At 74.2% G+C, this 26513-nt stretch carries 28 protein-coding genes; 18 read left to right on the top strand and 10 right to left on the bottom strand.

Annotated features, from left to right (window positions below):
• Positions 1-115: 115 nt before the first annotated feature.
• Both ACFWOG_RS23930 and ACFWOG_RS23925 read left to right on the top strand, forming a co-directional pair.
• On the top strand, positions 116-295 hold the full coding sequence (locus ACFWOG_RS23930; RefSeq protein WP_380360864.1) for a hypothetical protein: 180 nt from the start codon (positions 116-118) through the stop codon (positions 293-295).
• Positions 296-372: 77 nt separating this feature from the next.
• Positions 373-3753: an error-prone DNA polymerase gene (locus ACFWOG_RS23925; RefSeq protein WP_380360863.1), complete on the top strand. Its 3381-nt coding sequence runs from the start codon at positions 373-375 to the stop codon at positions 3751-3753.
• Between the two features lie 120 nt (positions 3754-3873).
• On the opposite strand, the gene ACFWOG_RS23920 is transcribed toward ACFWOG_RS23925, so the two are convergent.
• Positions 3874-4677 (bottom strand): serine/threonine protein kinase, encoded by an 804-nt coding sequence (locus ACFWOG_RS23920; protein ID WP_380360861.1) that lies wholly within the window; start codon positions 4675-4677, stop codon positions 3874-3876.
• Positions 4678-4737: 60 nt separating this feature from the next.
• On the opposite strand from ACFWOG_RS23920, the gene ACFWOG_RS23915 reads away from it, so the two are divergent.
• Entirely contained in the window at positions 4738-5523 is a 786-nt protein-coding gene (locus ACFWOG_RS23915; protein WP_380360859.1) for a DUF4232 domain-containing protein, read from the top strand.
• Between the two features lie 112 nt (positions 5524-5635).
• Positions 5636-6262, top strand: coding sequence for a hypothetical protein (locus ACFWOG_RS23910; protein ID WP_380360857.1), 627 nt, complete (start codon positions 5636-5638; stop codon positions 6260-6262).
• Positions 6263-6370: 108 nt separating this feature from the next.
• Here ACFWOG_RS23910 and ACFWOG_RS23905 read toward each other — a convergent pair whose 3' ends face one another.
• Positions 6371-6847, bottom strand: a complete 477-nt coding sequence (locus ACFWOG_RS23905; RefSeq protein ID WP_380360855.1) for a hypothetical protein — start codon at positions 6845-6847, stop codon at positions 6371-6373.
• A 103-nt stretch (positions 6848-6950) separates the two neighbouring features.
• Positions 6951-7784: a TIGR03084 family metal-binding protein gene (locus ACFWOG_RS23900; protein WP_329948294.1), complete on the bottom strand. Its 834-nt coding sequence runs from the start codon at positions 7782-7784 to the stop codon at positions 6951-6953.
• A gap of 167 nt (positions 7785-7951) precedes the next feature.
• Between ACFWOG_RS23900 and ACFWOG_RS23895 the strand changes: the two genes are divergently transcribed.
• A complete protein-coding gene (locus ACFWOG_RS23895) occupies positions 7952-8728 on the top strand; it encodes a LuxR C-terminal-related transcriptional regulator (RefSeq protein ID WP_380360853.1) in 777 nt (258 codons plus the stop codon).
• On the opposite strand, the gene ACFWOG_RS23890 is transcribed toward ACFWOG_RS23895, so the two are convergent.
• From ACFWOG_RS23890 to ACFWOG_RS23880, 3 genes are all read right to left on the bottom strand, one after another.
• Entirely contained in the window at positions 8725-10257 is a 1533-nt protein-coding gene (locus ACFWOG_RS23890) for an AMP-binding protein (protein WP_329948292.1), read from the bottom strand. The two genes, ACFWOG_RS23895 and ACFWOG_RS23890, sit on opposite strands and share 4 nt — an antisense overlap.
• A 123-nt stretch (positions 10258-10380) precedes the next feature.
• The gene (locus ACFWOG_RS23885; RefSeq protein ID WP_380360850.1) at positions 10381-10803 is read right to left on the bottom strand and encodes a MerR family transcriptional regulator; all 423 of its coding nucleotides are present in this window, start codon (positions 10801-10803) and stop codon (positions 10381-10383) included.
• 115 nt (positions 10804-10918) lie between these two features.
• Positions 10919-11704, bottom strand: coding sequence for an SDR family NAD(P)-dependent oxidoreductase (locus ACFWOG_RS23880; protein WP_380360848.1), 786 nt, complete (start codon positions 11702-11704; stop codon positions 10919-10921).
• Positions 11705-11874: 170 nt separating this feature from the next.
• On the opposite strand from ACFWOG_RS23880, the gene ACFWOG_RS23875 reads away from it, so the two are divergent.
• The 3 genes from ACFWOG_RS23875 to ACFWOG_RS23865 are packed head-to-tail and all read left to right on the top strand — an operon-like array spanning position 11875 to position 13437.
• Complete coding sequence (locus tag ACFWOG_RS23875; RefSeq protein ID WP_329879327.1) at positions 11875-12351, top strand: group II truncated hemoglobin; 477 nt, start codon at positions 11875-11877, stop codon at positions 12349-12351.
• A complete protein-coding gene (locus tag ACFWOG_RS23870; protein WP_380360846.1) occupies positions 12348-12998 on the top strand; it encodes a GNAT family N-acetyltransferase in 651 nt (216 codons plus the stop codon). The genes ACFWOG_RS23875 and ACFWOG_RS23870 overlap by 4 nt, the downstream gene beginning before the upstream one ends.
• A gap of 40 nt (positions 12999-13038) precedes the next feature.
• Complete coding sequence (locus ACFWOG_RS23865) at positions 13039-13437, top strand: VOC family protein (RefSeq protein ID WP_329948288.1); 399 nt, start codon at positions 13039-13041, stop codon at positions 13435-13437.
• A gap of 112 nt (positions 13438-13549) precedes the next feature.
• Here ACFWOG_RS23865 and ACFWOG_RS23860 read toward each other — a convergent pair whose 3' ends face one another.
• Complete coding sequence (locus ACFWOG_RS23860) at positions 13550-14332, bottom strand: class III extradiol ring-cleavage dioxygenase (protein ID WP_329879324.1); 783 nt, start codon at positions 14330-14332, stop codon at positions 13550-13552.
• 125 nt (positions 14333-14457) lie between these two features.
• Here ACFWOG_RS23860 and ACFWOG_RS23855 point away from each other — a divergent pair, with 125 nt between their 5' ends.
• The gene (locus ACFWOG_RS23855) at positions 14458-14979 is read left to right on the top strand and encodes a MarR family transcriptional regulator (protein WP_329879323.1); all 522 of its coding nucleotides are present in this window, start codon (positions 14458-14460) and stop codon (positions 14977-14979) included.
• Positions 14980-14983: 4 nt separating this feature from the next.
• Here ACFWOG_RS23855 and ACFWOG_RS23850 read toward each other — a convergent pair whose 3' ends face one another.
• Both ACFWOG_RS23850 and ACFWOG_RS23845 read right to left on the bottom strand, forming a co-directional pair.
• Positions 14984-16315, bottom strand: coding sequence for an RNA polymerase sigma factor (locus ACFWOG_RS23850; RefSeq protein WP_380360866.1), 1332 nt, complete (start codon positions 16313-16315; stop codon positions 14984-14986).
• 183 nt (positions 16316-16498) lie between these two features.
• Complete coding sequence (locus ACFWOG_RS23845; RefSeq protein ID WP_329948287.1) at positions 16499-16876, bottom strand: YciI family protein; 378 nt, start codon at positions 16874-16876, stop codon at positions 16499-16501.
• A gap of 335 nt (positions 16877-17211) precedes the next feature.
• On the opposite strand from ACFWOG_RS23845, the gene ACFWOG_RS23840 reads away from it, so the two are divergent.
• From ACFWOG_RS23840 to ACFWOG_RS23830, 3 genes are all read left to right on the top strand, one after another.
• The gene (locus tag ACFWOG_RS23840) at positions 17212-17691 is read left to right on the top strand and encodes a DUF6325 family protein (RefSeq protein WP_329879321.1); all 480 of its coding nucleotides are present in this window, start codon (positions 17212-17214) and stop codon (positions 17689-17691) included.
• Between the two features lie 54 nt (positions 17692-17745).
• Positions 17746-18027 carry an SHOCT domain-containing protein gene (locus ACFWOG_RS23835; protein WP_380360843.1) on the top strand — a complete coding sequence of 94 codons (282 nt, stop codon included), beginning with the start codon at positions 17746-17748 and terminating at the stop codon, positions 18025-18027.
• A gap of 107 nt (positions 18028-18134) precedes the next feature.
• Positions 18135-18650 (top strand): GNAT family protein, encoded by a 516-nt coding sequence (locus tag ACFWOG_RS23830; RefSeq protein ID WP_329879319.1) that lies wholly within the window; start codon positions 18135-18137, stop codon positions 18648-18650.
• 88 nt (positions 18651-18738) lie between these two features.
• On the opposite strand, the gene ACFWOG_RS23825 is transcribed toward ACFWOG_RS23830, so the two are convergent.
• Positions 18739-19803, bottom strand: coding sequence for an acyl-CoA desaturase (locus ACFWOG_RS23825; RefSeq protein WP_329879318.1), 1065 nt, complete (start codon positions 19801-19803; stop codon positions 18739-18741).
• Positions 19804-20007: 204 nt separating this feature from the next.
• Between ACFWOG_RS23825 and ACFWOG_RS23820 the strand changes: the two genes are divergently transcribed.
• The 6 genes from ACFWOG_RS23820 (at position 20008) to ACFWOG_RS23795 (ending at position 26223) form a co-directional block, all read left to right on the top strand.
• Complete coding sequence (locus ACFWOG_RS23820) at positions 20008-21309, top strand: sensor domain-containing protein (protein WP_329879317.1); 1302 nt, start codon at positions 20008-20010, stop codon at positions 21307-21309.
• Positions 21297-21941, top strand: coding sequence for a response regulator transcription factor (locus ACFWOG_RS23815; RefSeq protein WP_329879316.1), 645 nt, complete (start codon positions 21297-21299; stop codon positions 21939-21941). Before ACFWOG_RS23820 ends, ACFWOG_RS23815 begins: the two co-directional genes overlap by 13 nt.
• A gap of 257 nt (positions 21942-22198) precedes the next feature.
• Positions 22199-23752 (top strand): DUF2079 domain-containing protein, encoded by a 1554-nt coding sequence (locus tag ACFWOG_RS23810; protein ID WP_380360840.1) that lies wholly within the window; start codon positions 22199-22201, stop codon positions 23750-23752.
• A gap of 88 nt (positions 23753-23840) precedes the next feature.
• Positions 23841-24269 (top strand): GntR family transcriptional regulator, encoded by a 429-nt coding sequence (locus ACFWOG_RS23805; protein ID WP_329879314.1) that lies wholly within the window; start codon positions 23841-23843, stop codon positions 24267-24269.
• Complete coding sequence (locus ACFWOG_RS23800; protein WP_329948283.1) at positions 24266-25195, top strand: ABC transporter ATP-binding protein; 930 nt, start codon at positions 24266-24268, stop codon at positions 25193-25195. The genes ACFWOG_RS23805 and ACFWOG_RS23800 overlap by 4 nt, the downstream gene beginning before the upstream one ends.
• A complete protein-coding gene (locus tag ACFWOG_RS23795) occupies positions 25192-26223 on the top strand; it encodes an ABC transporter permease (RefSeq protein WP_380360838.1) in 1032 nt (343 codons plus the stop codon). The genes ACFWOG_RS23800 and ACFWOG_RS23795 overlap by 4 nt, the downstream gene beginning before the upstream one ends.
• The last annotated feature ends 290 nt before the right edge of the window (positions 26224-26513 follow it).

Raw genomic sequence — 26513 nt, 5'->3', positions numbered from 1 at the left:
CTGCCCGACCGTGGGCCACCCCCCCCCGCTGCGGGGGGGGTTGAGGGACGGCTCCGTCCGACCGGTCCCGTGGCCCGCCCGGGGGGGGGTGTCGGCCCGGCCGTCCACCGTCACGGTGCGCGGGCGGCAACTGGCGGTGGACGGCTGGACCGGGCCCTGGCCGGCCGTCGAGTACTGGTGGGATCCGGCGCGCGCCCGCCGCCGGGCGCGCTTCCAGGTCACGGTGGCGGGCGGCCTCGCGCTGCTGCTGACGGTGGAGGGGGGCGTCTGGCTCGTGGAGGCCGGCTACGACTGACACCGGGGCGCTTCGGCGGCCCGGCGCGAACGACCGAGGGGGGTCAGGAAAACGAGAGACCGAAGGCGTCACCCCCGATGGGATTCACGAGTCACCCCACCCTCCCCTGGAGCGAGCTGCGCCGCCGCCTGACCGGCGGCCGGCCCGGCCCGGCGGGTGGCGACGTCGTCCCGCTGCGCCGCGATCCTGAAACCGCCGGACCTGCCGGACCTGCCGGGTCTGCCGGGTCTGCCGGTGCCACCGGCCCGGCCTCTGCCCCCGCCCCTGCCCCCGCCTGGGCCGAACTGCACGTCCACTCCGCCTTCAGCTTCCTCGACGGCGCCAGCGACCCCGAGGCACTGGTCGCCGAGGCCGCCCGGCTGGGCGTCGAGGCGCTCGCGCTCACCGATCACGACGGCCTCTACGGAGCGGTCAGACTCGCCGCGGCGGCCCGTGAGGCGGGCGTGGCCACCGTCTTCGGCGCGGAACTGACGATCGGTCACGAGAGGGGGCGGGTCGAACACCTCCTCGTCCTGGCGCGCGACCCGGAGGGCTACCGCCGCCTGTCCGCCGCCATCGGGGCGGCCCAACTCGCGGGCGGGGCCAAGGGGAAGCCGGCCTACGACTTCGCGGCTCTCGCGGACGCGCACGACGGCCACTGGGCGGTGCTCACCGGCTGCCGCCTCGGCCGCGTCCCCGCCGCCCTCGCGAGCACCCCCGCGTCCCCGGCCGCACCCGCCGGTCCCGGCACCGGCGGCGGTCCTGTCCCCGTCCCCACCCTCCTTCCCGGCCCCGCCCTCCTCCCCGGCCCCGGCTCCGACGCCGGCGGGGCCGAGCGTCAACTCCGCTCGCTCGCCGAGGCGTTCGGTCGCGACAACGTCCACGTCGAACTGATCGACCAGTGGCTGCCCGGCGACGACCTGCGCAACGACGCCCTCGCGGCCCTGGCCGCCCGGCTGGGCCTGACCACCGTCGCCTCCACCAACGCCCACCACGCCGGCCCCGCCCAGGGCCGTCTCGCCCAGAGCCTCGCCGCGCTGCACGACCGCCGTACGCTCCCGGAGGCGGCGGGCTGGACGCAGGCCGCCGGCACCGCGCACCTGCGCTCCGGCCGCGAGATGGCCGCCAGACTGGCCCGCTTCCCCGGCGTGCGGGAGGCGACCGTGGACCTGGCCCGTGCCTGCGCCTTCGACTTCGCCAAGCTGGATCCGGAACTGCCCGGCTACCCCGTCCCGTCCGGCCACACCGAGATCAGCCATCTGCGCGCGCTGGTCGCCGAGGGCGGCCCGGCCCGCTTCGGGCCGGGCAACGGCCCGGCCCGCCGTCAGCTCGCCCGCGAGCTGGACGTCATCGAGGATCTCGACCTGGCCGGGTACTTCCTGATCGTCCACGACATCGTCGACTTCTGCCGCCGGGAGGGGATCTGGTGCCAGGGGCGCGGTTCGGCGGCCAACTCGGCGGTCTGCTTCGCGCTCGGGATCACCGCCGTCGATCCGGTCCACTACCGGTTGCTCTTCGAGCGCTTCCTCTCCACCGCCCGCGACGGGCCGCCCGACATCGACCTGGACATCGAGAACCGCCGCCGCGAGGAGGTCATCCAGTACGTCTACCGCCGGTACGGGCGCGAGCACGCCGCCCAGGTCGCCAACGTGATCACCTACCGGCCCCGGCTGGCACTGCGCGACGCCGCCCGGGTGCTCGGCTACCCGCAGGGGCAGGTGGACGCGTTCAGCCGGCAGGCCGACTTCCGCTCCCCGCCCGGCGCGGACGCCGTGGTGCCCGCCGACGTGCTCTCCCTCGCCGGACAACTCCACGGTCTGCCGCGCCACCTGGGCATCCACTCGGGCGGCATGGTGCTCACCCGGGAGCCGATCGCGGAGATCTGCCCGACCGAGTGGGCCCGGATGCCGGGGCGGTCCGTGCTGCAGTGGGACAAGGAGTCGGTGGCCGGCGCCGGACTCGTGAAGATCGACCTGCTCGGTCTCGGCATGCTCGCGGCCCTGCACGACGCCTGTGACCTGGTCGAGCAGCACCACGGCCGGCGCTACGACCTGGCGACCGTCCCGGACGACGACCCGGGCGTGTACGCGATGCTGCGGCGGGCCGACACGGTGGGTGTCTTCCAGGTCGAGTCGCGCGCCCAGATGGCCACCCTGCCGAGGCTCAAGCCGGACCACTTCTACGACCTGGTGGTGGAGGTCGCGCTGATCCGGCCCGGCCCGATCCAGGGCGGGTCCGTCCACCCGTACCTGCGCCGGCGTGCGGGGGTGGAGCCGGCCGGCTGCCCGCACCCGCTGATGGAGAACGCGCTCGGCAAGACCCTCGGGGTGCCGCTGTTCCAGGAGCAGATGATGCAACTGGCCATCGACTGCGCGGGGTTCACTCCCGCCGAGGCGGACCTCCTCCGTCAGGCGATGGGCGCCAAGCGCTCGCACGAACGCGTGGCCCGGCTGCGCGAGCGGCTGTTGGGCGGGATGGCCGAACGCGGCATCCCGGAGGAGGTCGCCGAGGACGTCTACACCAAGATCGAGGCCTTCTCCAACTACGGCTTCCCGGAGTCGCACGCGATCAGCTTCGCCTACCTCGTGTACGCCAGCGCCTGGCTCAAGTACCACTATCCGGCGGCCTTCACCTGCGCGCTGCTGGCCAACCAGCCGATGGGCTTCTACTCGTCGCTCAGCCTGATCGCGGACGTCCGGCGGCACGGCGTCCGGGTGCGCGGGGTGGACGTCAACGCCAGCGGGTCCCGGCCCACCCTGGAACCGTACCGGGGGCCGACGCCCGCGCCGCCGCTGACCGCGGGCACGCCGCAGCCCGCGATCCGGCTCGGCCTGGACACCGTACGGGGCATCGGCGCCGCGCAGGCCGAGGCGGTCGCGGCCGGGCAGCCGTACACGGACCTGGAGGACTTCGCCCGCCGGACCGGTCTGCCCGCACCGGCCATGGAGGCGCTCGCCTCGGCGGGCGCGTTCGGCTGCTTCGGGTTGAACAGGCGGCAGGCGCTCTGGGCGGCAGGGGCGTTCGCGGGGGTCTCGGCGGATCTCATCCCCGGGACGACGCCCGGCACCGAGGCGCCGCCGCTCCCCGGGATGACCCCGATCGAGGAGACCATCGCCGACCTCTGGGCGACCGGCACCTCCGCGACCAGCCACCCGCTCCAGCACCTGCGCGACCACCTGGAACGCGGCGGCGCGCTCACCGCCGCCCAGCTCCCGGACGTGGTGCCGGGTTCGGCGGTGGTGGTCGGCGGGCTGGTCACCCACCGGCAGCGTCCGCCGACGGCGGGCGGGGTGCTCTTCCTCAGCCTGGAGGACGAGACCGGGCTGATCAACGTCATCTGCAGTCGGCCGGTCTGGGAGTCGCAGCGCCGCGCCGCCCTCGACCGGGCCGGCCTGCTCGTGTACGGGCACGTCGAGCGCGACCGGGGCGCCACCAACCTGATCGCCACCCGGCTCACCCCGCTGCGGATCGGCATCTGAGGCGCCGCGGCCCGGCGGAGGCCCCGGGCCCCCGGACCCGCCGCCTCCGCAGCGGTCCTGACGGGGTTCGGGTGGTTCAGCGGTCCGGACGGTTCGGGCGGCGCAGACGGCCCGGGCGACTCACGCGGCTCGCCAGGCGGCGGCGAACTCCTCGACGCCGGGCCAGCGTTCGGCCGGATCGGCCGCCGTGGCCCGCTCCAGCACGGCGAGTCGGGCCGGGCCCCCGCGCCAGTCCCGTTCCTCGTCGCCGGCGTCGAGCAGGAGCCGCAGGGCACGGCCCAGCGTGAACACCGTGGTGCGGGCGTCGATCACCGAGCCGCGCCGGAACTCCTCCGGCGCCATGAACCGCTTCGAGCCCGGCAGCCGGTCCACGTCGACGGTGAACGGCCCCGGGCGGTACTCGTCCAGGTCGCACAGGTGCAGCCGGTGCCGCGCGAAGTCGTACAGCAGGCAGCCGTCGTAGAAGTCGCAGGCGACGAACCCGGCCCGGGCGACCGCCAGATGCGCGTCCAGGACGGTGTCCAGGGCCTCCGCCACCCGGGGCACCGGCAGGGAACGGAAGCGGGCCGTCGGGCTCGCCGGGTCGGTCCGGGCGGCGGCACCCCGGCCGCCGTCCGTCGTCGGGTGGTACAGCACCTCGCCGTCGCGCCACGGCATCACCACCGCCGGCAGCCCGGCGGCCGTGAAGCGGTGCAGCTGCGGGACGATCGCCTCGTGCCGGACGGCGGCGTGCAGTGCGGCGGCCCGCTCCATCGAGGCCACCGCGCGCTCCGTCACGGCGGCCTTCACGAACCAGCGGGCCCCGCCGGGTTCCACCACCCCGTACGCCACGCAGCCGGAGTCCTGTGCGGTGAAGGAGGCGAACACCGTTCCCACGGAACGGAGATGGGACAGGAGGTCGGGGACCGGCGGCGCGTCGAGCATGGCGCGAGCCTACGCCGCGCACGAACGGAGTGCCTCCCGTTTCATGCCATGATCGGTCCCATGAACTCGACCCAGTCGGCCGCCGCCCGCCGGACACCGATCCCGGCCCGGGCAGGCGTGCTGCTCGGGGCCGTCGTGGCGGTGGCCGGCTGCGGAAGCACCTCGGTGACCGGGGCCGGCGGGGGAGCGCCCGGCCCGGCGCGCACGATCGGCGACGCGCCGTCCTCGGCCGCGCCCACCGCTTCGGCTGCCGCCGCCCCGGCTGCCACCGCCCCGGCGGCGAGCGCCCGGCCGACCGCCTTCCCGCTGGTCACCGCCGATGCCCTTCCCTCCGGTGCCGTGCCCCCCGGGCCGTCGACCCCTGCCCCCGTCTGTTCCCCCGAGGGCGTCTCGCCGGCCGTCGGCGAGGTCGCCGCGGCGATGGGCCTGCGTGTCATGTCGATCCGGCTGACCAACTGCGGGACCCGCCCCTACACCCTCAACGGCCGTCCCGGAATCCGCGTCCTCGACGCCGAACGCGCGCCCCTCGCGGTGACCGTCGGCAGCGGTTCGGCGGGCATCGCGACGCTGGAGAACTTCGACGCAGCCGCGAAGCCGGTCACCCTCCGGCCCGGGGAGACCGCCGAGTTCCAGGTGGCCTGGCGCAACACCGTCACCGCGGGCGACAGGGCGGCCGACCACGGCCGCTTCCTGGACGTCGCCCCGCTGCCGGGCCGCCCCCGTCTCACCGTTCCCGCCGAGCTCGATCTGGGGACCACCGGCAAGCTCGGTGTCTCCCCCTGGACCAAGTCGGCCGAGACCGCCGCGCGGACGCCGGACCGGCGGCCCGGACAGTCGACCCCGTGACCCAGTGACCCCGTGACCCCGTGACCCCGGGGCGGGCCCGGCCGGGTCGCGCCGTCACGCCCCTCAACGACCCTGCGGTGGAGCCGACATGGTGGTGTGCAGATAATCGGGGATGGCTGAACAGTACCTCTCCGCATACGCGGTCGACGCGGACGCCCTCCTCTCCCTGGTCGGATCCCGGGACGAGGACCTCGTCCGGCAGGCCCTCGGAAGGATCGAGGACCTGACGGCGGCCGGTGCCCTGCTGCGGGCCACCGAGCCCGCCGAGGTCCGAACGGCGCTGCGGGAGCTCGTCACCGGGCGTCTCGATCCGGACCGCCCGGCGGGCTACACCTGGCTGCTGGAACTCCTCGGCCCCACGGTCGGGGAGCCGCTCGGTTCGATCGTCCTGCCCGGTCGGGGCTGGGACGAGCTGACGGAGGCCTTCGTCGCCTGGGGGCTGCCGACCCTCGCCGAGCTCTGGGGGCGGCCGTGGGCCTTCCCGCGGGCCGGGGCGGCGCCCGACGATCCGTGGCCCTTCCCCACCTTCGCGGAGCCGGGGGCCCTCGCCGCCGTCCTCGCCGAACTGGCCGGCTTCGACACCGGCCGGATCCACGACGACGTCGAGCTGCTCCCGGGCGGTGACGAGGACGCGATCGAGGAGGTCGAGGCACTGGTCGGAGAGGACCTGCCGGCCTGGGTCGACGGGGCGCTCGGCGCGGGCCGGGGCCTGCTCCTCGTCCGCGACGGCGGCAGGTGACCCGGGCCCCGGTGCCCGGGGACGTCACCGGCGCGGCGCAGTCGTGGGGGGGTGTCTGCGCCGCGCCGGAGTTCTTCTCTCAGCCGTCCGGAGGTCGTTCCCCGGGGCTCAGAAGGCGGGCCGGTCGTTGAGTTCGACGATCCGCAGGTCGACGAGGCGGACGACGTACCAGACGTGCCGGCTCTCGCCCCCGCCCCAGAACTCGGTGAGCCGGACGGAGGCGAAGCCGAGTTCCTCCTTCACCTGCTGGGCGGACCAGTCCGCCGGGACGTTCTGGGCGCGGAACACCGGGTCGGCGTCGTGATCGTGCGCCCAGGCGTCGAGCCGGAAGTCGAGGTGCGGGGTGAGGTAGCGCTCGCGGACGGCGCGCGGGGTCTCGCCGCTCTCCCCGAGGACCGCCCGACGGTACTCCTCGAAGAAGGTGACCACCCGGTGGGCGGCCGGAGTGCCGGCCCGCACCTCCGCGTGCGCGGCGGCGGCCGTGCCCGCGGGCGGCGCGAACGCGGCCTGGGCGGGTGTGGCGGCCAGGCCGCCCACCGCGAGGAGGGCGGCGGCGCCGGCCAGGACGGTACGCATGGTGTTCATCCGAGTCATGGCGGCAGTCCATCATTCGCCAACGAACTCTGGCTATCGCCGAAACGTGTGGTTTAGACCGATTGCGCCGTGATATGACGCATCATCATGTTGTTTACCGGGGTGATGATCCCGCTTTCCGGCCCTCCCCGGGCGGCCCCGCGAAGGCCTGTGCGATCGGCAGCCAGGTCTCCGCCGCGTCGCCGGTGGTCGTCAGCGAGAGGTCGTCGCGGTGCCTGCGCCGGGTGACCAGCAGGCAGAAGTCCAGGGCGGGCCCGTCGACCCGGTCCGCCGCCCCGGCCGGGCCCCACGTCCACACCGTCCCGTCCGGCGCGGTGAGTTCCACCCGCACCGGGGACTCCGGCACCGGCAGCCCGTGCACCGTGAACGCGAACCCCCTGGTCCGGATGCCCAGGTGCGCGATGTGCCGCAGCCGCGCGGTCGGCTCGCGGACGGCGCCGAGCGCGTCCGCGACGTCCTGCCCGTGCGCCCAGGTCTCCATCAGGCGCGCGGTCGCCATCGACGGGGCCTTCATCGGCGGGCCCAGCCACGGCAGGCGCGTGTCGGCCGGCACCGCCGCGAGGGCCTCCGCCAGCCGCCCCCGCCCCGACCGCCAGCGGGCCAGCAGGGCGGCCGGATCCTCGGCGGCTCCGCGGGAGGCGCCGTCCTCGACCGGGTCCGCGCCGGCCGCCAGCAGTTCGCCGAAGATCCGGCCGGACTCGGTGACGAAGCCCTCGGGGTCGCGGGCCGCCCGGTCCGACCAGTCGTCCGTCCAGGCGAGGTGCGCGATCTGGTGCGCGATCGTCCACCCCCGGGCGGGGGTGTCCGCGGCCCACTGTTCCGGCTCCAGTCCGGCGACCAGCCCGTCCAGCACCTCGCTCTCGGCCCGCAGGTCGGCCAGCAGTCCGGTCAGCACGGCCGACCCCCCGGGAGTGTTCGGTTCCGTCATGGATCTCCCCTTCGCACCTGTGGCCACCCTGGTAGTGACTCGCCGGTAACCTCGCGCCCGCACCCTACGCCGTGCCGCCCGGACTCGCCCGGAACTCCACGGAACACGCACGCCGAAGGCGCGTCCCGACCCCTCCTCAACGCCCGGACCCCGTGTGAGAATCACGCATGACCGCCACGACCGCCGTCACCGGAGCCCCCGACGACCTCGCCGCACGGGCCGCCGAGCTCGTGCGGGACGCCGTGCTCGGCGACCTCGCCCGCCGGGTGGTGGCCGACTGCGGCGCCGACGTCGGCCTGGTCGGCGTGCCGGAACCGGGTGCGCCCGGCCGGGGAGCCCGCGGGCGCGGTCCCGCGGGCATGGTGCTGCGGCACTGGGCCGGCACCAGGGCCGACCTGTTGCACGGCCTCGCCGTCCCCGCCGGGACCGGCCTCGGCGGCCGGGCGCTGGCCGAGCGCGCCCCCAGCTGGGTGCCCGACTACCGGGCCGCCACCACCATCTCGCACCACTACGACGCCGCCGTCATCGCCGAGGACCTGTACGCGATGCTCACCGTCCCGCTGCTGCACGGCGGTGCCGTGCACGGCGTGGTGTACGCGTCGCTGCGTGCGGTCGTCCCGTTCGGGGACGTCCGGATCGCCGCCGTCGGCAGGCTGGCCGAGGCGGCCACCAGGGCGCTGGCCGGGGCCGCCGCCTGGAGCGGCCCCCCGACCCGGAAGGCGACCGGGGCGGCGGCCCCCGCGACGCCGTTGACCCGGCGCGAGCACGAGGTGCTCCGCTGGGTGGCGACCGGCCGGACCAACCCGGAGATCGCCGCCCAGCTCGGCCTCACCTGCAACACGGTGACCGGCTACCTGAAGAGCGCCATGCACAAGCTGGGTGTCCGCAACCGCACCGAACTCGCCCTTGCGGCGCGCGAGTCGGGCCTCCTGGACGCGAGCTAGTTGACCTTCCGGTCCCGCCCCGCCCAGTACGGCTCGCGGAGCCGGAACTTCTGCAGCTTGCCGGTGGTCGTGCGCGGCAGCGTGTCCCGGATCTCCACCGAGGTGGGTGACTTGTACCCGGCCAGGCGCTCCTTGCAGTGCGCGATGAGCTCCGCCTCGTCGGCCTCGGCGCCCGGCTTGAGCACCACCAGCGCCTTGACCGTCTCGCCCCACCTGGCGTCCGGGACGCCGATCACCGCGGCCTCGCCCACCGCGGGGTGGTCGTAGAGGCAGTCCTCCACCTCGATCGAGGAGACGTTCTCCCCACCGCTGATGATCACGTCCTTCTTCCGGTCCGAGATGGTCAGGTAGCCGTCGACCAGGGTGCCGCCGTCGCCGGTGTGGAACCAGCCGTCCCGGATCGCCTCGGCGGTGGCCGCCGGCTGCTGCCAGTAGCCGTCCAGCACCACGTTGGAGCGGACCAGGACCTCGCCCTGGTCGTCCACCCGCACCTGGTTGCCGATCGCGGGCGAGCCCGCCTGCACCAGCCTCTCGGCCCGCTCGGCGGCGGGGAGGAGGTCCCACTCGGCGCGGGAGCGGTTCACCGTCACCACCGGCGAGGTCTCGGTCAGACCGTAGATCTGCATGAACTCCCAGCCGAGTTCGGACTCGACCCGCTGCACCACCGAGGTCGGCGGCGGCGCCCCGGCCACGATGATCCGCACCCGGTCCCGGCCGGGGACCGGACCGTCCCAGTCCTCGGCCGCGTCCAGCACCATCTGCACCACCGCCGGCGCGCCGCAGAGGAAGGTCACCCCGTGCCGGTCGATCCGGCGCAGGATCTCGGCGCCGTCCACCTTCCGGAGCACCACGTGCTGCGCGCCCAGCCCGGTGAGGGAGAACGGCAGGCCCCAGCCGTTGGCGTGGAACATCGGCAGGGTGTGCAGGTAGACGTCCCGGTCGCCGGCCCCGAAGTGCAGTCCCATCAGGACGGCGTTCAGCCAGATGTTCCGGTGGGTGAGCTGAACGCCCTTGGGGCGGGCGGTGGTTCCGCTGGTGTAGTTGACGGTGGCGGTGTCGTTCTCGGAGATCGCGTACCGGCGCGGCGCGTTGTCGAAGTCGTACAGCAGGGCGTCGCTGTCCGCACCGATCACGAACTTGTGCTTGGCGACCACCCCGGCCAGCGGGTCGGCCAGTTCAGGGTCCACCAGCAGGACGGAGGCGCCGCTCTGCTCGACGATGTACGACACCTCCTCCGCCTTCAGGCGGAAGTTCACCGGCACCAGTACCCGGCCGTGGCCGCTCACGCCGTACATCGAGGTCAGCAGCCGGGCGGAGTTGTGCGACACGACGGCGACCCGCTCGCCCGGGCCGACCCCGAGCCGGTCCAGTCCGGCGGCCTGTGCCCGGGCCAGCCGGGCGACCTGACGATATGTCAGATCGCCCCACGATTCGGCCGGTTGGAGCGGCTCGTCGACGATGCCGACCCGGTCGCCGTAGACCAGCTCGGCCCGGTCGAGGAAGTCCATCACGGAGAGTGGAATCTGCATGCGCCCACTGTCCTCCGAGCGTCGCGCCCTGCACACCCCCGATCGGGGGTGTCACCCGTACGGGCGCCCGCGCCGAACCGCCGACCCGTCCGGCCCCCGCGCCCGCCGCGTCGCCGTCCGGCATCAGGCCGGTGCGGCCGCCTCGTCGGCCGCGACCGCGGCCACTCCCTGCCCGGGAGACGCGCCCTGTGCGAGGGTTTCGGCCTCCGCGGCCGCGATCGCCGCGACCAGCCGGTCCCGGGCCTCGTGCTGCGCGGCGATGCGGCGTTCCAGCACGGCCAGCCGCTCCCGGGCGATCCGCAGCGCGCCGGCGGACGGCGGGCCGAACGCGTCGCGGTCCAGGCACCCCAGGAACGGCCGGACGTCCTCCAGGGTGAACCCGGCCTCCAGCAGCCCGCGGATGTTGCGGACCCGTACCGCGGCGCCCTCGCCGTACACCCGGTACCCGTTGGGAGCGCGCCCGGACGACAGCAGCCCGGCCTGCTCGTAGTGCCGCAGCGCCCGGGCCGTCGTGCCCGTCACCCGCGCCAGCTCCCCGATCCGCACCCGCCTGCCTCCGTAAGCTCCGCCCGACGCCCGGTTCCATGCCCGGTTCCATGCCCGGTTCCATACCCGGCCCCGTGCCCGCGCCCGGTCCCGCGTCCGATCCTGTCCGGACGCGCTATCCGACGACGGCGCCCCCGTCCACCGGCAAGACTACGCCGGTGACGAACGAGGCCTGTGGTGAGGTGAGTTGCACGACCGCCCAGGCCACCTCGGCCGGCTCCCCGAGCCGGCCCAGCGGGGTCCTCTCCACCTGCCACCGGCGAACGGCCGCCCGCCGCTCCGGGCCGAGCCCCGCGTGGTCGGCGATCGGCGTCTCGATCGCGCCGGGTGCCACCGCCACCACCCGGATGCCGCGCGGCGCCAGCTCCACCGCCCAGCTGCGGGTGATCGTGTCGATCGCGGCCTTGCCCGCCGCGTACACCGAGTTCGTCGGCCAACCCCGTTGGCCGACGGCGGTGCTGACGTTGACGATCACGCCCCGGCTCTCCGTCAGCGCGGCGAGGGCGGCCTGGCCGAGCAGGACGGGGGCGGTGAGGTTGGTGGCGAGGAGCGCGCCGACGCCCTCCGCGGTGTAGTTGCCGAGCGGGCCGGGCGGGGCGATGCCGGCGTTGTTGACCAGGACGTCCAGTCGCCCGAACCGCTCCAGCGTCTCCCGGACGATCGCCTCCGGCCCGTCCGGCGCCGTGATGTCCACCGCCAGCGGCACGATCCGGCCCGGTGCGCGGCTCGCCGTCTCCGCGAGCGGTTCGGCCCGCCGCCCGACCGCCACCACCCGGACCTCCGGCCCCTGCGCGGCGAACGCCCACGCCGTCTCCTGCCCGATCCCCGTCCCCGCCCCGGTGACCACGACCACCCGGGGGTCCTGCCGCACTGCCTCACGTGTCCGCGTCGTCCCGTTCATGGCGCAACCTTCCGACCCTGCCGCCTGCGTCAAGGTCAAGGGCGGCCGAACCGGAAGGCCGACATCCGGTTGCTGAGCCGGCGGCGAAAACACCCGGGAGGAGGAACGGCGCGCTCCGCACCCCTGCTAGGAAGGGTCACGACACACCGACCCACGGGGGAGTACCGCTGATGAGCGACCACCGCTCCGACAGCCTCGACCGTTCCGACAGCTTCTACGACGCGATCGGCGGCCTGGACGCCCTTCGCCGGCTGAGCAACACCTTCTACCGGGGCGTCCTCGCCGACCCGCTCCTCGCGCCGGTCTTCGCGGACTTCACGCCCACCCACATCGAGCACGTCGCCGTCTGGCTGGCCGAGATCTTCGACGGTCCGGACCGCTTCACCACCGACCTCGGCGGTCACCAGTCCCTGCTCCGCTCCCACCTCGGCCTCGCCATCACCGAGGAACAGCGCACCCGCTGGGTGGAGCTCATGGCCGAGGCCGTCGGGAAGGAACTGCCCGACGACGAACTCCTCCGCCGCCGCGTCCTGGAGTACTTCGACTGGGGCACCAGGATCGCCAAGGACGTCTCCGCCTCCCCGGCCGGCACCGACCTCGGAGACCCGGGTCCCACCCCTCGGTGGGGCTGGGAGGGGCTCCGGTGACGACTGTGCTCGGCGGGCCGGCGGCCGACGGGCTCGTCCTGCGCCCCTTCCGGGCGGAGGACGCCCCGGCCCTGGTCGAGATCTACCGGGACGCGACGCTGCGGCACTTCACCCGGTTCCCGGTGACCGACCTCGACGGGGCCGCCCGCTGGCTCGACGCGCAGGAACGCGGCTGGGCGGAGGGCACCCGGTACAGCTTCGCCGTCCTGGCGGGCGGGGGCGGCGCGGAGGGTTCCGGCGGCCCCGGCGGTCCCGGCGGTTCCGGAGGCCCCGGCGGTCCGGCCGGGACGCTGCTCGCCAACGTGGTGCTCAAGCGCGGCGAGCGCGGCAGCCCCGTCTCCGAGGTGGGCTACTGGACGGCCGCCGCCGCGCGCGGCCGGGGTGTGGCTCCGCGCGCGCTGGAGGCGCTCACCGGCTGGGCGTTCGAGGTGTTCGCGGCGGACGGCCTGGTCCGGTTGGACCTGCTGCACCAGGTGGACAACCCGGCGTCGTGCCGGGTGGCGGAGAAGACCGGCTACCGCTACCGGGCGCTCCTCCCGGCGTTCCCCCCGTTCCCGCTCGACGGCCACCTGCACAGCCGCCGGGCGCCCGGGTCGGCCTCCGATCCCACCGCTCCCGTCGCCGGTCCGGGGAGCGGCCCGGATTAAGTGCTGGACCGGGAGGAAGATCGAGGTCAGAGTGGCCCTCATGGCTTCTCTTGTGCGACATGTGACGATCGATTGTGCCGACGCCTACCGCCTCGCCCAGTTCTGGGCGCAGGTGCTGGACGGCAAGGTCGGCGACGACGACAACCCCGGTGACCCGGAGGCCCTGGTGGTCTCGTCGGGCGTCTCGCTGCTGTTCATCCAGGTGCCCGAGGGCAAGACGGTGAAGAACCGCATCCACCTCGACGTCCAGCCGCAGGACCGTACCCGGGACGAGGAGGTGGAGCGCGTGCTCGCGCTGGGCGCGACGCTGGTCGGCGACCACCGCACGCCCGACGGCAAGGGCTGGGCCACGCTCGCGGACATCGAGGGCAACGAGTTCTGCGTCGAGCGCAGCGCCGCCGAGCGGATCGCGACCGAGTCGGCCACCGCCACCGCCTGACCGTGACACGGCCCGGCCCACGGCCTGATTCCACGGTCTGATTCCACGGCCGGCCGCGCCCGGCGCGGCCTCCGGCCTCCGGGGGCCCGGACCCGGTCTCCGGAGACCCGGGTCAGCCCACCTGGATCGAGCGCTTCGCCAGTCCGTTCCAGAACCCGTCGATGACCGTGCGCTGACTGCCCAGCTCGCCCTCGCCCGCGCCGAGCGTGACGAAGAGCGGCGCGAAGTGCTCGGTCCGCGGGTGGGCGAGCCGTCCGGCCGGGGCCTTCCGCTCGAAGTCGAGCAGTGCGTCGAGGTCCTGCGCCGCCAGGGCGCGCCGGCCCCAGTCGTCGAACTCGGCCATCACCGAGGTGACCCGGCCGTCCTGGCTGAGCGCCCGCAGGTTGTGGGTGAAGAAGCCGCTGCCGACGATCAGGACGCCCTCGTCGCGCAGGGGCGCGAGTCGGCGGCCGATCTCCAGCAGCCGCTGCGGGTCGAGGGTGGGCATCGAGACCTGGAGGACGGGGACGTCCGCCTCGGGGAACATCTCGACCAGCGGCACGTACGCGCCGTGGTCGAGGCCGCGGTCCGGGATGTCCTGCACGGGGGTGCCGGGGGCGCGCAGCAGCTTGCGCACGCGCTCGGCGAGCTCCGGTGCGCCGGGAGCGGCGTACCGGACCCGGTAGTAGTGCTCGGGGAAGCCCCAGAAGTCGTAGACCAGCGGTACGGGCAGGACGGCGCCGAGGGCGAGCGGGGCCTCCTCCCAGTGCGCGGAGACCATCAGGATCGCCTTGGGGCGCGGCAGGTCGGCCGACCAGGCGGCCAGCTGGCCGGGCCAGATCGGGTCGTCGGCGAGCGGCGGCGCGCCGTGCGACAGGTAGAGGGCGGGCATGCGCTCGGGGGCCGCGGTGCTCATGACGTCTCTTTCCTCTGCTCCTCGGGCGGGTGGTCGGGCGACCGGCTAGTAGTTCAAATTTGAACTCCGACACTTTAGACCGTACACCGTCGTTCGAATTTGAACAACAGGAGTACGATCCATTCATGCCCTCCACGTCGTCCGCACCCTCCGCGCCCCCCGCGCCCTCCACGCGCCCGCCGAGCGAAACCCGCTGGCTGGACGACGAGGAGATGGCAGCCTGGCGGGGCTTCGTCACCGCGAGCAACCTCCTCAACCGCCGCCTGGAACGCCAGCTCAAGGAGGACTCGGGGCTCTCCCACACCCAGTACGAGATCCTGGTCCACCTCTCCGCGGCGCCGGCCGGCTCGCTGCGGATGACCGAGTTGGCGGACAAACTGGTCACCTCCAAGAGCGGACTGACCTACCAGGTCACCCAGCTGGAGCGGATGGGCCTGGTCGGACGCCGCTCCTGCCCCAGCGACGTGCGCGGGGTCTTCGCCGAACTCACGGAGGAGGGGCACGAGATGCTCCGCGAGGCCGCCCCCGGCCACGTCGCCCTGGTCCGGGAGCTGCTGATCGACGTCCTCAGCCGGGAGCAGCTCACCGTCCTGGCCCAGGGCCTCGGCCAGGTCAGCGCCCGGTTGCGGCTGGACGAGGCGCTCTGAGGGCTCACCGCCCCGCCCGCCCCTCCGCTCCGCCGGAACCTGCTCCGCCGGACTTCGCTCCGCCGGACTCCGCTCCCGCTCCCGCTCCCGCTCCCGCTCCGCCGAACGTGCCCGTCGTCCCGGAGGTGTCCGCCCCGGTAGCCGCAGCCCTCGCCAACAGCAGCTCCCGCTCCCGTGCGTTGCGGGTCAGGCCCGCCGCGCGCGTGAACTCCGCCCGGGCCTCCGCGCCGCGCCCCAGGCGCGCCAGCAGGTCGCCCCGCACGCTCGGCAGCAGGTGGTACCCGGCCAGTGCCGGTTCCGCCATCAGCGCGTCCACCACCTCCAGTGCGGCGGCGGGGCCCTCGGCCATCGACACGGCCACCGCCCGGTTCAGTTCCACCACGGGGGACGGCGTGATCGCCATCAGCCGCGCGTAGAGGGCGGCGATGGTGGCCCAGTCGGTGTCCTCGTACCGCGCGGCCTGCGCGTGGCAGGCGGCGATCGCGGCCTGGACCGCGTACGGCCCGGTGCCGGCCCGGCGGAGGGCGGCGAAGCCGCGCCGGATCAGCAGCCGGTCCCAGCGGGCGCGGTTCTGGTCGGCCAGCAGGACCGGTCGCCCGTCCGGCCCGGTCCGGGCGGCCGTCCGGGAGGCCTGGAGCTCCAGCAGGGCCGCCAGGCCGTGCACCTCGGGCTCCTCGGGCATCAGCCCGGCGAGGACCCGGGCCAGCCGTAGCGCGTCCTCGCAGAGCCCGGGCCGGAGCAGGTCGTCCCCGGCGGTGGCCGCGTAGCCCTCGTTGAAGATCAGGTAGATGACCTCCAGGACGGAGGAGAGCCGCGCCGCCCGCTCCGCCCCGTACGGGACCTCGAACGGGACCCGGGCCTTCGCCAGGCCGCGCTTGGCGCGCACGATCCGCTGGGCGACGGTCGCCTCGGGGGCGAGGAAGGCCCGGGCGATCTCCGGGGTGGTCAGCCCGCCGAGCAGCCGCAGGGTCAGCGCGATCCGGGCCTCCGCCGACAGCACCGGGTGGCAGGCGGTGAAGATCAGCCTCAGCAGGTCGTCGTCGATGTCGTCCGGCCCGGCGGGCTCGGGCGGCGGGACGTCCTCCAGCGTGCGCCCGACCTCGGCGAGCTTGCGCGCGTAGGTCTCCCTGCGGCGGACGAGGTCGATCGCCCGGTGCTTGGCGGCGGCCGTGAGCCAGGCGCCCGGGCGCTCCGGGACCCCCGACTCCGGCCACTGCTCCAACGCGGCGACCAGCGCGTCCTGGGCCAGTTCCTCCGCGATGCCGACGTCGCGGACGATGCGGGCGGCACCGGCGATGATCCGCGCCGACTCGATCCGGAAGACCGTCTCGACCATCGCGGCGACGCCGGCCCCGCCGGCCGTACCCGCCCCGCCGGCCGGGCCGACCGCGTCCGCCGCTTCCGTCGGGTCGGTCGGGCCGGCCGCGCCGGCCCCGCTGCGCTCCGTCACGGTCACCCATCAGAGCAGCCGCACCGGACCGGGGCAAACGCGGCCACGACCCGTCCGATCGTCCGACGATCAGGCCTCCGGAGGCGTGGCGGCCTCGTCGATCTGCCGCAGTTCGGCACCCACCGTCCAGTTCACCGGGTGGGTCTCCAGGAACCGCCTGGTCCACTCCAGCGCCTCGGCCTTGTCCTTGCACTGGAGGAGTGCGTAGCCGCCCACCACCTCCTTGGTCTCGGTGAACGGCCCGTCGGTGTAGCTGAGCTTCCCGCCCTCCCAGAGGATCCGGGTGCCCTCCTCGGTCGGCAGCAGCCCGGCGGTGTCCAGCATCACCCCGGCCTTGGTGATCTCCGCGAACAGCGCCCCCATCCGCTCCTCGAACCCGGGGTCCGGCTCGGCCTGGCCGGGGCCGTCCTGCTCGTCGATGCGGATCAGTGTCATGAAGCGCGGCATGGTGGCTCACTCCTCGTCGATGCGGGCGGGGCGTCTCCCCGCCTCTCACCCCTGCGTCGAACGGGCAGCGGCCGGATCGACACCCACGCCGAGATTCTTCCGAGAGATGTCCGGCCCGGCCACCGGGCTCCGCCGCCTCCCGCACTCGTGATGCCGGGCCCGGTCCGGCGGGGTAGCGTCGCAGACAACACCTCTCCCGGCCCGCCGGCTGCTGCGCCGGACGCCGTCCCGTGGTGCCCGACGACGTCGTCGCGCCGTGTCGGTCCACGCCGCAGCACGTCCCCCGGTGGTGCCGAGCCCGTCTTTCCCCCGGGCCGCGTCCTCCAGGAGCTGATGTGAGCAACGACCCCGCCGAAGCCGCCGCGACGGGCGAAGCCGGCGAACCGCTCGAACCGGGCCCCATCGACTACGTCATCATCCAGTTCCCCGGCAGCCGGCTGACCGGCGAGGGGATGCCCCTGCTGGTCGACCTGGTCGACCGCGGCATCATCCGCATCCTCGACCTGACCTTCGTCAAGAAGGAGGAGGACGGGTCGCTGGTCGGCCTCGAACTCGCGGACGTCGACGGGGACGGCCGGCTCGACCTGACCGTGTTCGAAGGCGCCTCCTCCGGGCTGGTCGACGAGGAGGACGTCGCCGAGGCGGGCGCCCTCCTCGAACCGGGCGACTCCGCCGCCGTCCTCCTCTACGAGAACCTCTGGGCCGCTCCGCTGGCCGCCGCGCTGCGCCGGACGGGTGCCCGGATGATCGCGAGCGGCCGCGTGCCGCTCCAGGACCTCGTGGAGGCGCTGGACGCGCTCGAAGAACTCCGCTGACACACCGCCCGACGTACTGCACCACCTCCGTCCCCACGTCCGAAGGAGGAGACCATGCCCGGATTGCTCCGCGGGGTCGCCCGTACCGCGGTCGTCGCCGGTACGGCCACCGCCGTCTCCAACAGGGTGTCCCGCCGCCAGGCCGGCCGGTGGGCCCAGCAGGAGCCCGCACCGGCTCCCGCTCCCGCGGTCCCACCGCCCGCGGCCCCGCCGGCCGCCGCGTCCTCCATGGAGGAGAAGCTCGACCAGCTCAAGGAACTCGCCACGCTCCGTGACCAGGGCGTCCTCACGGACGAGGAGTTCGCGGCGCAGAAGGCCCGCGTGCTCGGCAGCTGACGCCCCGGGCCCACCTGCGCGGCGGCGAGTCGCTCCTGGTGACGGCGGGTGGGTGCCACGCGGAAAACGGCTCGCCGAACGACCCCTTCCGTGGAAGCATGCGCTCTATGGGGACGATCCTGCACGGCACCCACGTCACGCTCCGCTCCGCAACGGCCGACGACATCCCGGCCCTCGTCGCCGTGCGCCGCACACCCGAGGTCTACGCCCGCTGGCGGGGTGGTGACGACCTCACCGACGCCGTCACCACCGACCTCGCCGAACCGGGCACCGAGACCCTGGTGATCGAGGCGGAGGGGCAGACGGTCGGAGCCGTCCAGTGGTACGCGGAGAACGACGACGAGTACCGCCACGCGGGCATGGACATCTACGTCGACCCGGTCTGCCACGGCCGGGGGTACGGAACGGACGCCGTCCGCACCCTGGCCCGTCACCTCGTCGACCACCACCACTACCACCGGCTGATCATCGACCCCGCGGCCGACAACGCGGCGGCGATCCGCTGCTACGAGAAGGTCGGATTCCGCCCGGTCGGGACGATGCGGCAGTACGAGCGCGGGCCCGACGGGACGTGGCACGACAATCTGCTGATGGACCTGCTGGCCGACGAGCTCGTCCAGTGACTGCCCGCCCCGCCACGACCGTGCGCCGGCGCCGCCGCCGGGACGACGGCGGCCCCTCGCCGCGCCCGCCGCGGCGTTCCCGGCTCCCCTACTCCCCGCTGCGGAGCGGCTCGCCCGTCCGGTGGAGGTGGGCGAAGATCTCCCGGTAGGAGCGGAGCAGACCGGTCTCGTAGTACGGGATGTCCTTCTCCGCGCAGAACTCACGGGTGAGCTGGGCGGCGCGGGCCAGGGCGGGGGTCGGCATGCTGGGGAAGAGGTGGTGCTCGACCTGGTAGTTGAGGCCGCCCATGAGCGCGTCGATGGTGAACCCGCCGCGGACGTTGCGCGAGGTGAGCACCTGACGGCGGAGGAAGTCGAGCTTCATCTCGGGCGTCACCATCAGCATGCCCTTGTGGTTGGGGGCGAAGACGCACCCCAGGTAGATGCCGAGCAGCGCCTGGTGGACGGCGAGGAACGCGAACGCCTTGCCGGCCGGGAGAGCGGTGAAGACGAGTCCGAAGTACGCGGCGAAGTGCAGGACGAGCAGGGTGCCTTCGAGGTACGGGCGCTTCATGATCGGGCTGCGGAGCGCCCGGAAGCTGTTGAAGCTGAGGTTGAGGCCTTCGAGGGTGAGCAGCGGAACGAAGAGGAAGGCCTGCCGCCGGCCGATGAACCGGGCCACCCCGCGGGCCTTGCGGGCCTGCTGCTGGGACCACACCACGATCTCCGGGTTGACGTCCGGATCCCGCTCCTCGTGGTTCGGGTTGGCGTGGTGGCGGGTGTGCTTGTTCATCCACCAGCCGTAGCTCATGCCCATCAGCAGGTTGGCGGCGATGCGCCCGCCGAACTCGCTGTGGAGGCGCTGGTTGAACACCTGGCGGTGGGCGAGGTCGTGCGAGAGCAGTCCGAGCTGGGCGAAGACGACGGACATCACCGCCGCGAGGCCGAGCTGCAGCCAGGTGTCGCCCAGCGCGAAGAGCGCCCACCAGCTGCCGGCGAACGCGGCCAGCACCACGCCGATGCGCACCGTGTAGTAGACGGGACGTCGGTCGAGCAGCCCCTCGGCCGCTATTCGGCGGGTCAGCTGGGCGAAGTCACTGCCGCCGGACTCGGGCCGGGAGGCGTCCCGGTGGACGGCGGGGACTTCGGGCAAGGTCGCGGACTCAGCGCTCATGGCGAGAAGTCTGGTCGGTGGGGGGCCCCGGGAGAACCGGAGTAACCCCCCTCCTCAGGGGGGAGTTAACCCCCCTTCGGGCCCTGGGGTTGTCCTGCTCAAGTACCCTTCGTGAAGGGGGGACGTGGTGGGGGGTCCGTGGCGGTCGCCGTGGGCGGACGAACCGTGGACTGACTAGCCGGGAGCCGGGAGCCTACAGTGCCCGTGAGCAGTGCCCGGTGGCCGCCGTGGCCGCGTGCCGATCTCCTCACCTGGCTGCGGGACGGCCTGGTGGCCGCGCGGCGCGGCCTGGCCGTGGCCCTGCTCTCCCAGCTCGGCGCCGTGCCGCTGCTCGTGCTCTCGGTCGTGTCGCTGGGGCTGCTCCCGCTGGGGGTCGGCTTCATCACCCTGCCGATCGCGCTGTTCGCCGTGCGCGGCCTCGCCGACCTGCACCGGCGGTTCCTCGGCAGTTGGTGCGGCGTGGCCATACCCAGCCCCTACCGGCCACGCGAGGGCGACGAGTTCGAGCTGCTCGACGTGCCGAGCAGCGTGCGCTACTGCCGGCTGCTGCTCACCGACCGGTCGACCTGGCGGGACCTGCTCTGGCTGCTCGTCGACGTCCCGGTCGGCCTGCTCCTCGGCCTCCTGCCCTGCTGGCTGATGATCTACGGCATCCACGGCGTGGTCGCCACCCCGCTGTTCTGGCCGCTGATGGACCCCGGGTACGGGTACGGGCTGATCTGGCCCGTGGACAGCACCACGGCGGCGCTGCTCTCGTTCTTCCAGGGGACGGTCATCCTGCTCCTCGGGTTCTGGAGCGCGGAACGGCTCCTGCGTGCGCACAGCCGGATCACGCGCAGGCTGCTCTCCCCGACCGCCGAGGCGTACCTCTCGCGGCGGGTCGCGGAGCTGACCGAGACGCGGTCGGCGGCGGTGGACGCGCAGGCCGCCGAGCTGCGCCGGATCGAGCGGGACCTGCACGACGGCGCCCAGGCCCGGCTGGTGGCGATCGGGCTCAAGCTCGGTCTGGCGTCCCAGATGTTCCGCAAGGATCCGGACACCGCGTACCGGCTGCTGGCCGATGCCCGTGCGGCCAGCGCCCAGGCGCTCGCCGAGCTGCGGGACCTCGTCCGCGGCATCCACCCGCCGGTTCTCGCCGAGCGCGGTCTCGACGGTGCCGTCCGGGCGCTCGCCCTCGATCTGCCGATCCCGGTCCAGGTCGACATAGACCTGCCGGGGCGGCCGGAACCGCCCGTCGAGTCGGCCGGCTACTTCGCCGTCGCCGAGGTCCTCGCGAACGTGGCCAAGCACAGCGCCGCCGGCTCGGCCTGGATCCGGCTCGGGTACGCCGACGGCCGGCTCCGGCTGGTCGTCGGCGACGACGGCGGCGGGGGTGCGAAGGTCCGCGAGGGCGGTGGACTGGACGGTCTGCGTCGACGGCTCGCGCCCTTCGACGGGACCCTCGACCTGCACAGTCCGGTGGGTGGCCCCACCACGGTGACGATGGAGCTGCCATGCGTGTTGTGATCGCCGAGGACCTGGCGCTGCTGCGGGAGGGCATCACCCAGCTGCTGACGCTCAACGACTTCGAGGTGGTCGCGGCGGTGGACGACGGCCCGAGCCTGCTGACGGCGCTGCTGGAACACCGCCCGGACGTCGCGGTCGTCGACGTCCGGCTCCCGCCGACCTTCACCGACGAGGGGTTGCACGCGGTCACCCGGGCCCGGCGCGAACTCCCCGACCTTCCCGTGCTGGTGCTGTCGCAGCACGTCGAGCACCTCTACGCCCGGGAGCTGCTCACGGACCACCGGGGCGGCATCGGGTACCTGCTCAAGGACCGGGTCTTCGAGGTCAGCGAGTTCGTCGATGCGGTGCGGCGGGTGGCCGCGGGTGGGACCGCGATGGACACCTCGGTCATCTCCCAGTTGCTGCAACGGAACTCGACGAAGGACTCGATGCGGTCGCTCACCACCCGGGAGCGTGAGGTGCTCGCACTGATGGCCGAGGGGCGCAGCAACGCGGCGGTCGCCCGGGAGCTCTGCATCACGGAGAAGTCGGTGAGCAAGCACACCAACAACATCTTCGGAAAGCTGGGCCTCGCGCAGTCGGGCGACGACAACCGGCGGGTCCTCGCCGTCCTCGCCCACCTCAACTTCTGACCTCCGACCACCGCCGGAACCCCTCCGAGCTGCCCTTCCGAGCTGCCCTTCCGAGCTGCCCTTTCGGGCTGACCCGGGGGGCCCGAGGGCAGGCCGGAGGGCCCGGTCGGCGTCGGCCGGTCCGGGGTTGACTGGCGCTCCGGGGCTCCAACACCCTTCCACTAATTCATTAGTGGAAGGGTACTTTGCCCATGCTCCCGTTCCTCTCCCTCCTCCGGTCCCGCCTCCGCCGCCCCGGGTCGTCGGTGTGGTCGTCGGTGCGACTGTCTGCCCGGTCGTCGGCGCCGTGGCCGGCCTGGGCGCCGGCCTGGGCGCTGGCGGGCCTCTTCGCCGTCCTGTACGGCTGCGTCGCCGTCAACCGGCACCGGCGCATGCTCACCCAGGCGTACGACCTGGGGATCTTCGAGCAGGCGGTCCGCGCGTACGCCCACGGTGAGGCGCCGGTGGTCCTGCTCAAGGGGCCCGGCTACCACCTGCTCGGGGACCACTTCCACCCGGTGCTCGTCACGCTGGCCCCGTTCTACCGGGCGTTTCCCGGCGCGGTGACGCTGCTCGTCGCGCAGGCGGTGCTGATGGCGCTGGCGGTCGTGCCGCTCACCTGCTGGGCGTACGAGGTGGGCGGGCGGCGGGTCGCGCTGACCGTCGGGGTGCTGACGGGGGCGTCCTGGGGGATCGTCAACGCGGCCGCCGACGACTTCCACGAGATCGCGTTCGCCGTGCCGCTGCTCGCGTTCGCGGCGACGGCGCTCGGGCGCGGCCGGCCCGTGGCGGCGGCGCTCTGGGCCCTGCCGCTGGTCCTGGTGAAGGAGGACCTCGGGCTGACCGTCGCGGCCTTCGGGGTGCTGATCTTCCGGCGGGCACCGCGCGCGGGCGGCGGTCGGGCGCTGGGGTTCGGCGTGGCGCTCCTCGGGGTCGCCGCCACCGCACTGACCGTGCTGGTGGTGCTGCCGTCGTTCAACCCGGACGGCGGCTTCGACTACTGGCGCCAGCTCGGTTCCGGCGGCGCCACCACGGCGCCGTGGGCGCCGGTCGCCCGCCTCGGGTGGCCGCCGCTGAAGTGGCTGCTGCTGTTCCTGCTCGCCGCGACCGCGGGGTTCCTCGGGCTGCGCTCGCCGCTCGCGCTGCTCTGCGTGCCCACCCTCGCCTGGCGGCTGCTCGCCGACAACCCGCACTACTGGGGGGTGGGCTACCACTACAGCGCGGTGCTGATGCCGCTGGCGGTGGCGGCCCTGGTGGACGCCCTGGGCCGGGCCGGGCTGCCGGGCCGGGCGGATGCGACCGCCCCGGAGGGCGCCCGGGACGGGTCCGGCGCCCCGGGGGCGGCGGAGGTGCCGGGGCCGGTCGAGGCGCCGGGAGGTGCCGCGGACGCCGCGGAGCCCGGCCGGGTCCGCCGCGTCCGCAGCGCCCGGCGGGCCCTGGCGGTCGGTGCGCTGGTCGCCGCCCTGACGTTTCCCGCCTTCCCGCTGCACGAGGTGGTGATGCCCGAGGCCTGGCAGACGTCGCCCCGGCTCGCGCAGGCCCGGGCGATGCTCGCCCGGATACCCGACGGCGCCACCGTCGCCGCGTCCAACCGGCTCGCCGCGCAGCTGACCGGGCGGGCGACGGTCGCCCTGGTCTGCCGCGAGCCGGCGCCGGCGTCCGGTGCGCCGGCGCCCACCGGGCCGCAGTGGGTGGCCGTCGACCTCACGGACCCGAGCGTGCAGGCGCCCTGTGCGGTCGAGGACACCAGGCGCATGCTCGGCCGCTACGAGCGGGAGGGCTACCGGCCCGTCGTGGACGGCGGCGGCCTGCTCCTGCTGAAGCGCCCGTAGCCTCCGGCGACCCCCCTGGTTCGACTTGACCGCGGTGGTGCGGTGCGCCACCATTCCACTATTGAACTAGTGAAAGGGCGATGCGAGTGTGATCGAGTACCGCATCGAGCGGCGCAGCGGCGTCTCCACGTACCAGCAGATCGTGCAGCAGACCAAGCAGGCGCTGCGGCTCGGGATGCTCCAGCCGGGGGACAAGCTGCCGACCGCGCGGGAGGTGGTCGAGCAGACCGCGATCAACCCCAACACGGTGCTCAAGGCCTACCGCGAGCTGGAACGCGAAGGGCTGGTCGAACCCCGACCGGGACTCGGCACCTTCGTCCGCCGCTCCCTCGCCCGACCGGAGGCGGCCGCCGACGGTCCGTTGCGCGCGGGACTGGTCGGGTGGGTCGACGAGGCCCGGGAGGCCGGGCTCGACCGGGAGGACATCGACGCCCTGATGGCCTCCGTACTGGAACAGCGCTTCGAGACCGGGGTCGCCCCGGCGGCGCCGAACAAGGAGGGCGGGGGGACCGCATGACATCCGAGGCCGACAGCCGACCGGCGGTCGAGGCCGTGGGGCTGGGCAAGCGCTACCGGGGGGACCGGTGGGCCCTGCGGGACTGCAGCTTCACCGTTCCGGCCGGCCGGATCTGCGGGGTGGTCGGCGCCAACGGGGCCGGAAAGAGCACCCTGTTGACGCTGGCCGCCCGTCTGATCAAGCCCACCGCCGGGGAACTGCGGGTCCTCGGCGAGCCGTCGGGCACCCCCGAGCTGCGGACCCGGGTCGCCTACGTGACCCAGGAGAAGCCGCTCTACCCCTCCTTCACGGTGGCCGACACCCTCCGTCTCGGCCGCGAGCTGAACCCGCGCTGGGACGAGGACGTGGCGCAGAAGGTCGTGAACCTGGGGGAGTTGGACCACCGGGCGAAGATCGGTTCGCTCTCGGGCGGCCAGCGGACCCGGGTCGCGCTCGCCGTCGCCCTCGGCAAGCGCGCCGACCTGCTCCTGCTGGACGAGCCGATGGCCGACCTCGACCCGCTCGCCCGGCACGAACTGATGGGCGCCCTGATGGCGGAGGCTGCCGACCGCGGCACCACGATCCTGATCTCCTCCCACATCCTGCCCGAACTCGACGGCGTCATCGACCACTTGCTCCTGATGCAGTCCGGGCGCATCCGGCTCGCCGGCGACCTGGAGGAGATCCTCGACGGCCACCAGCTGCTCACCGGTGCGGCCGGGGCCGCCCAACTCCCCGACGACCTGGCCGTGGAGAAGCGCGTCCGGGGGCGTCAGGTCACTGCGCTGATCCGCACCGGGGAGGCGGTGGCGGGCCCGTGGGAGGCGACCCGGCCGAGCCTGGAGGAACTGCTGCTGGCCTACCTCCGCACCCCGATCGCCGACCGCCCCGGCACCACCACGCGTACCGCCGGCTCCGCAGAGCCCGACCGAGAGGCCGCCGCATGAGCACCAGCCTGTTGAACGGCCGGGCCGCCCAGGGGTCCGCCGACGGCCCGGCGGGCCCGACCCGTCCCGCGCGCCGACCGACCGGGCTCTTGTGGCTGGCCCTCCGGCAGAGCCGGTCCGCGATCCGGGTCACCGCCGCCCTGCTCGTCCTCGCCACCGTCGTGCTGCTCGCCATCCACTTCGTCGTCCAGGACCGGGCCGGGGTCATGGAGCAGAGGGGCTGCCTGGACTCGTCCTTCTGGGGGGAACAGCAGTGCTGGCCCCTGATCCAGCGGATCGACCTCGCGGCCCGGGCGTTCACCGATCTGGTCCAGCCCGCCGTCTTCGCGCTTCCCGTCGTGCTGGGCATGTTCCTCGGGGGGCCGCTGCTCGCCCAGGAGTACGAGCGCGGCACGATCCGCCTGGTGCTGGCGCAGTCCGTCGCTCCGCGTCGCTGGCTCGCGGCCCGGCTCGCCGTCGCCGGGCTGGTCGTCCTGCCGGCCGTCGGGGTGTTGTCCCTGCTGACCACCTGGGTGTGGTGGACCGACGTCATCCACGGTCCGGCCGGCTTCGACCCGCCGTTCCAGACCTCCACCTACCCCGCGCTCGGCCTGGCCCCGTTCGCCTGGTCGCTGTTCGGCCTGGCGCTGGGGGTGCTGGTCGGGGAACTGGTGCGCCGGACGGTCACCGCCGTGCTGGTGAGCGGGGTGCTGATGGTGATCGCGAGCGTCGTGATGCGGCTGGTCCGGCCGTACCTCTGGCCGGTGGTCGACGCCGTGGTGCCGTACGACGAGTCCATGGGCGGCTTCATGCAGCCCACCAACGCCTGGCTGGTCGAGCGGGGCATCATCCTGCCGGACGGCACGAGGGCCCCGGACGGGTACTGCGTGGCGAGCTACGAGTGCGACGAAGCGGTCGGCGCCTGGGGGCACTACCACCCGGTCTCGCACTTCGTCCCGATCCAGCTCGTCGAGACGGGCATCCTGGTCGTGCTCGCCGTCATCGCCCTCGCGGTGGTGTTCCGGCGGATCGCCAGGGCCTCGGGCTGAGGTCCGGGCGACCGTCGGCCGTTCGGGCGCGATCCGCAAGTACGTCGTCTCGGACACCTCGGGCACCTCGGACGATTCCGGGCCGGTCCGGGCGCAATCCGGGCCGGCGCCGCCCGCTCCGGCGGTGTCGCGTCGTCACCGGGCCTTCCGGCCCGGTGCGTCGGCGAGGGCGGTGACCTGCCCCGCCGGGGGCGGCCCGTCCCCGGCGCGGGCCCCTGCCGGACGACGACCCGGTCGACGAACTCCGGCGGGAGCCGGGCCCCGACGTGCGTGTGCCCGCACCGGACACC

The sequence above is a fragment of the Kitasatospora sp. NPDC058406 genome (assembly GCF_042722765.1).
Lineage (GTDB): Bacteria > Actinomycetota > Actinomycetes > Streptomycetales > Streptomycetaceae > Kitasatospora.
The sequence above is the reverse complement of the archived record's forward strand: the minus strand, read 5'-3'. Positions and strand labels throughout refer to the sequence as shown.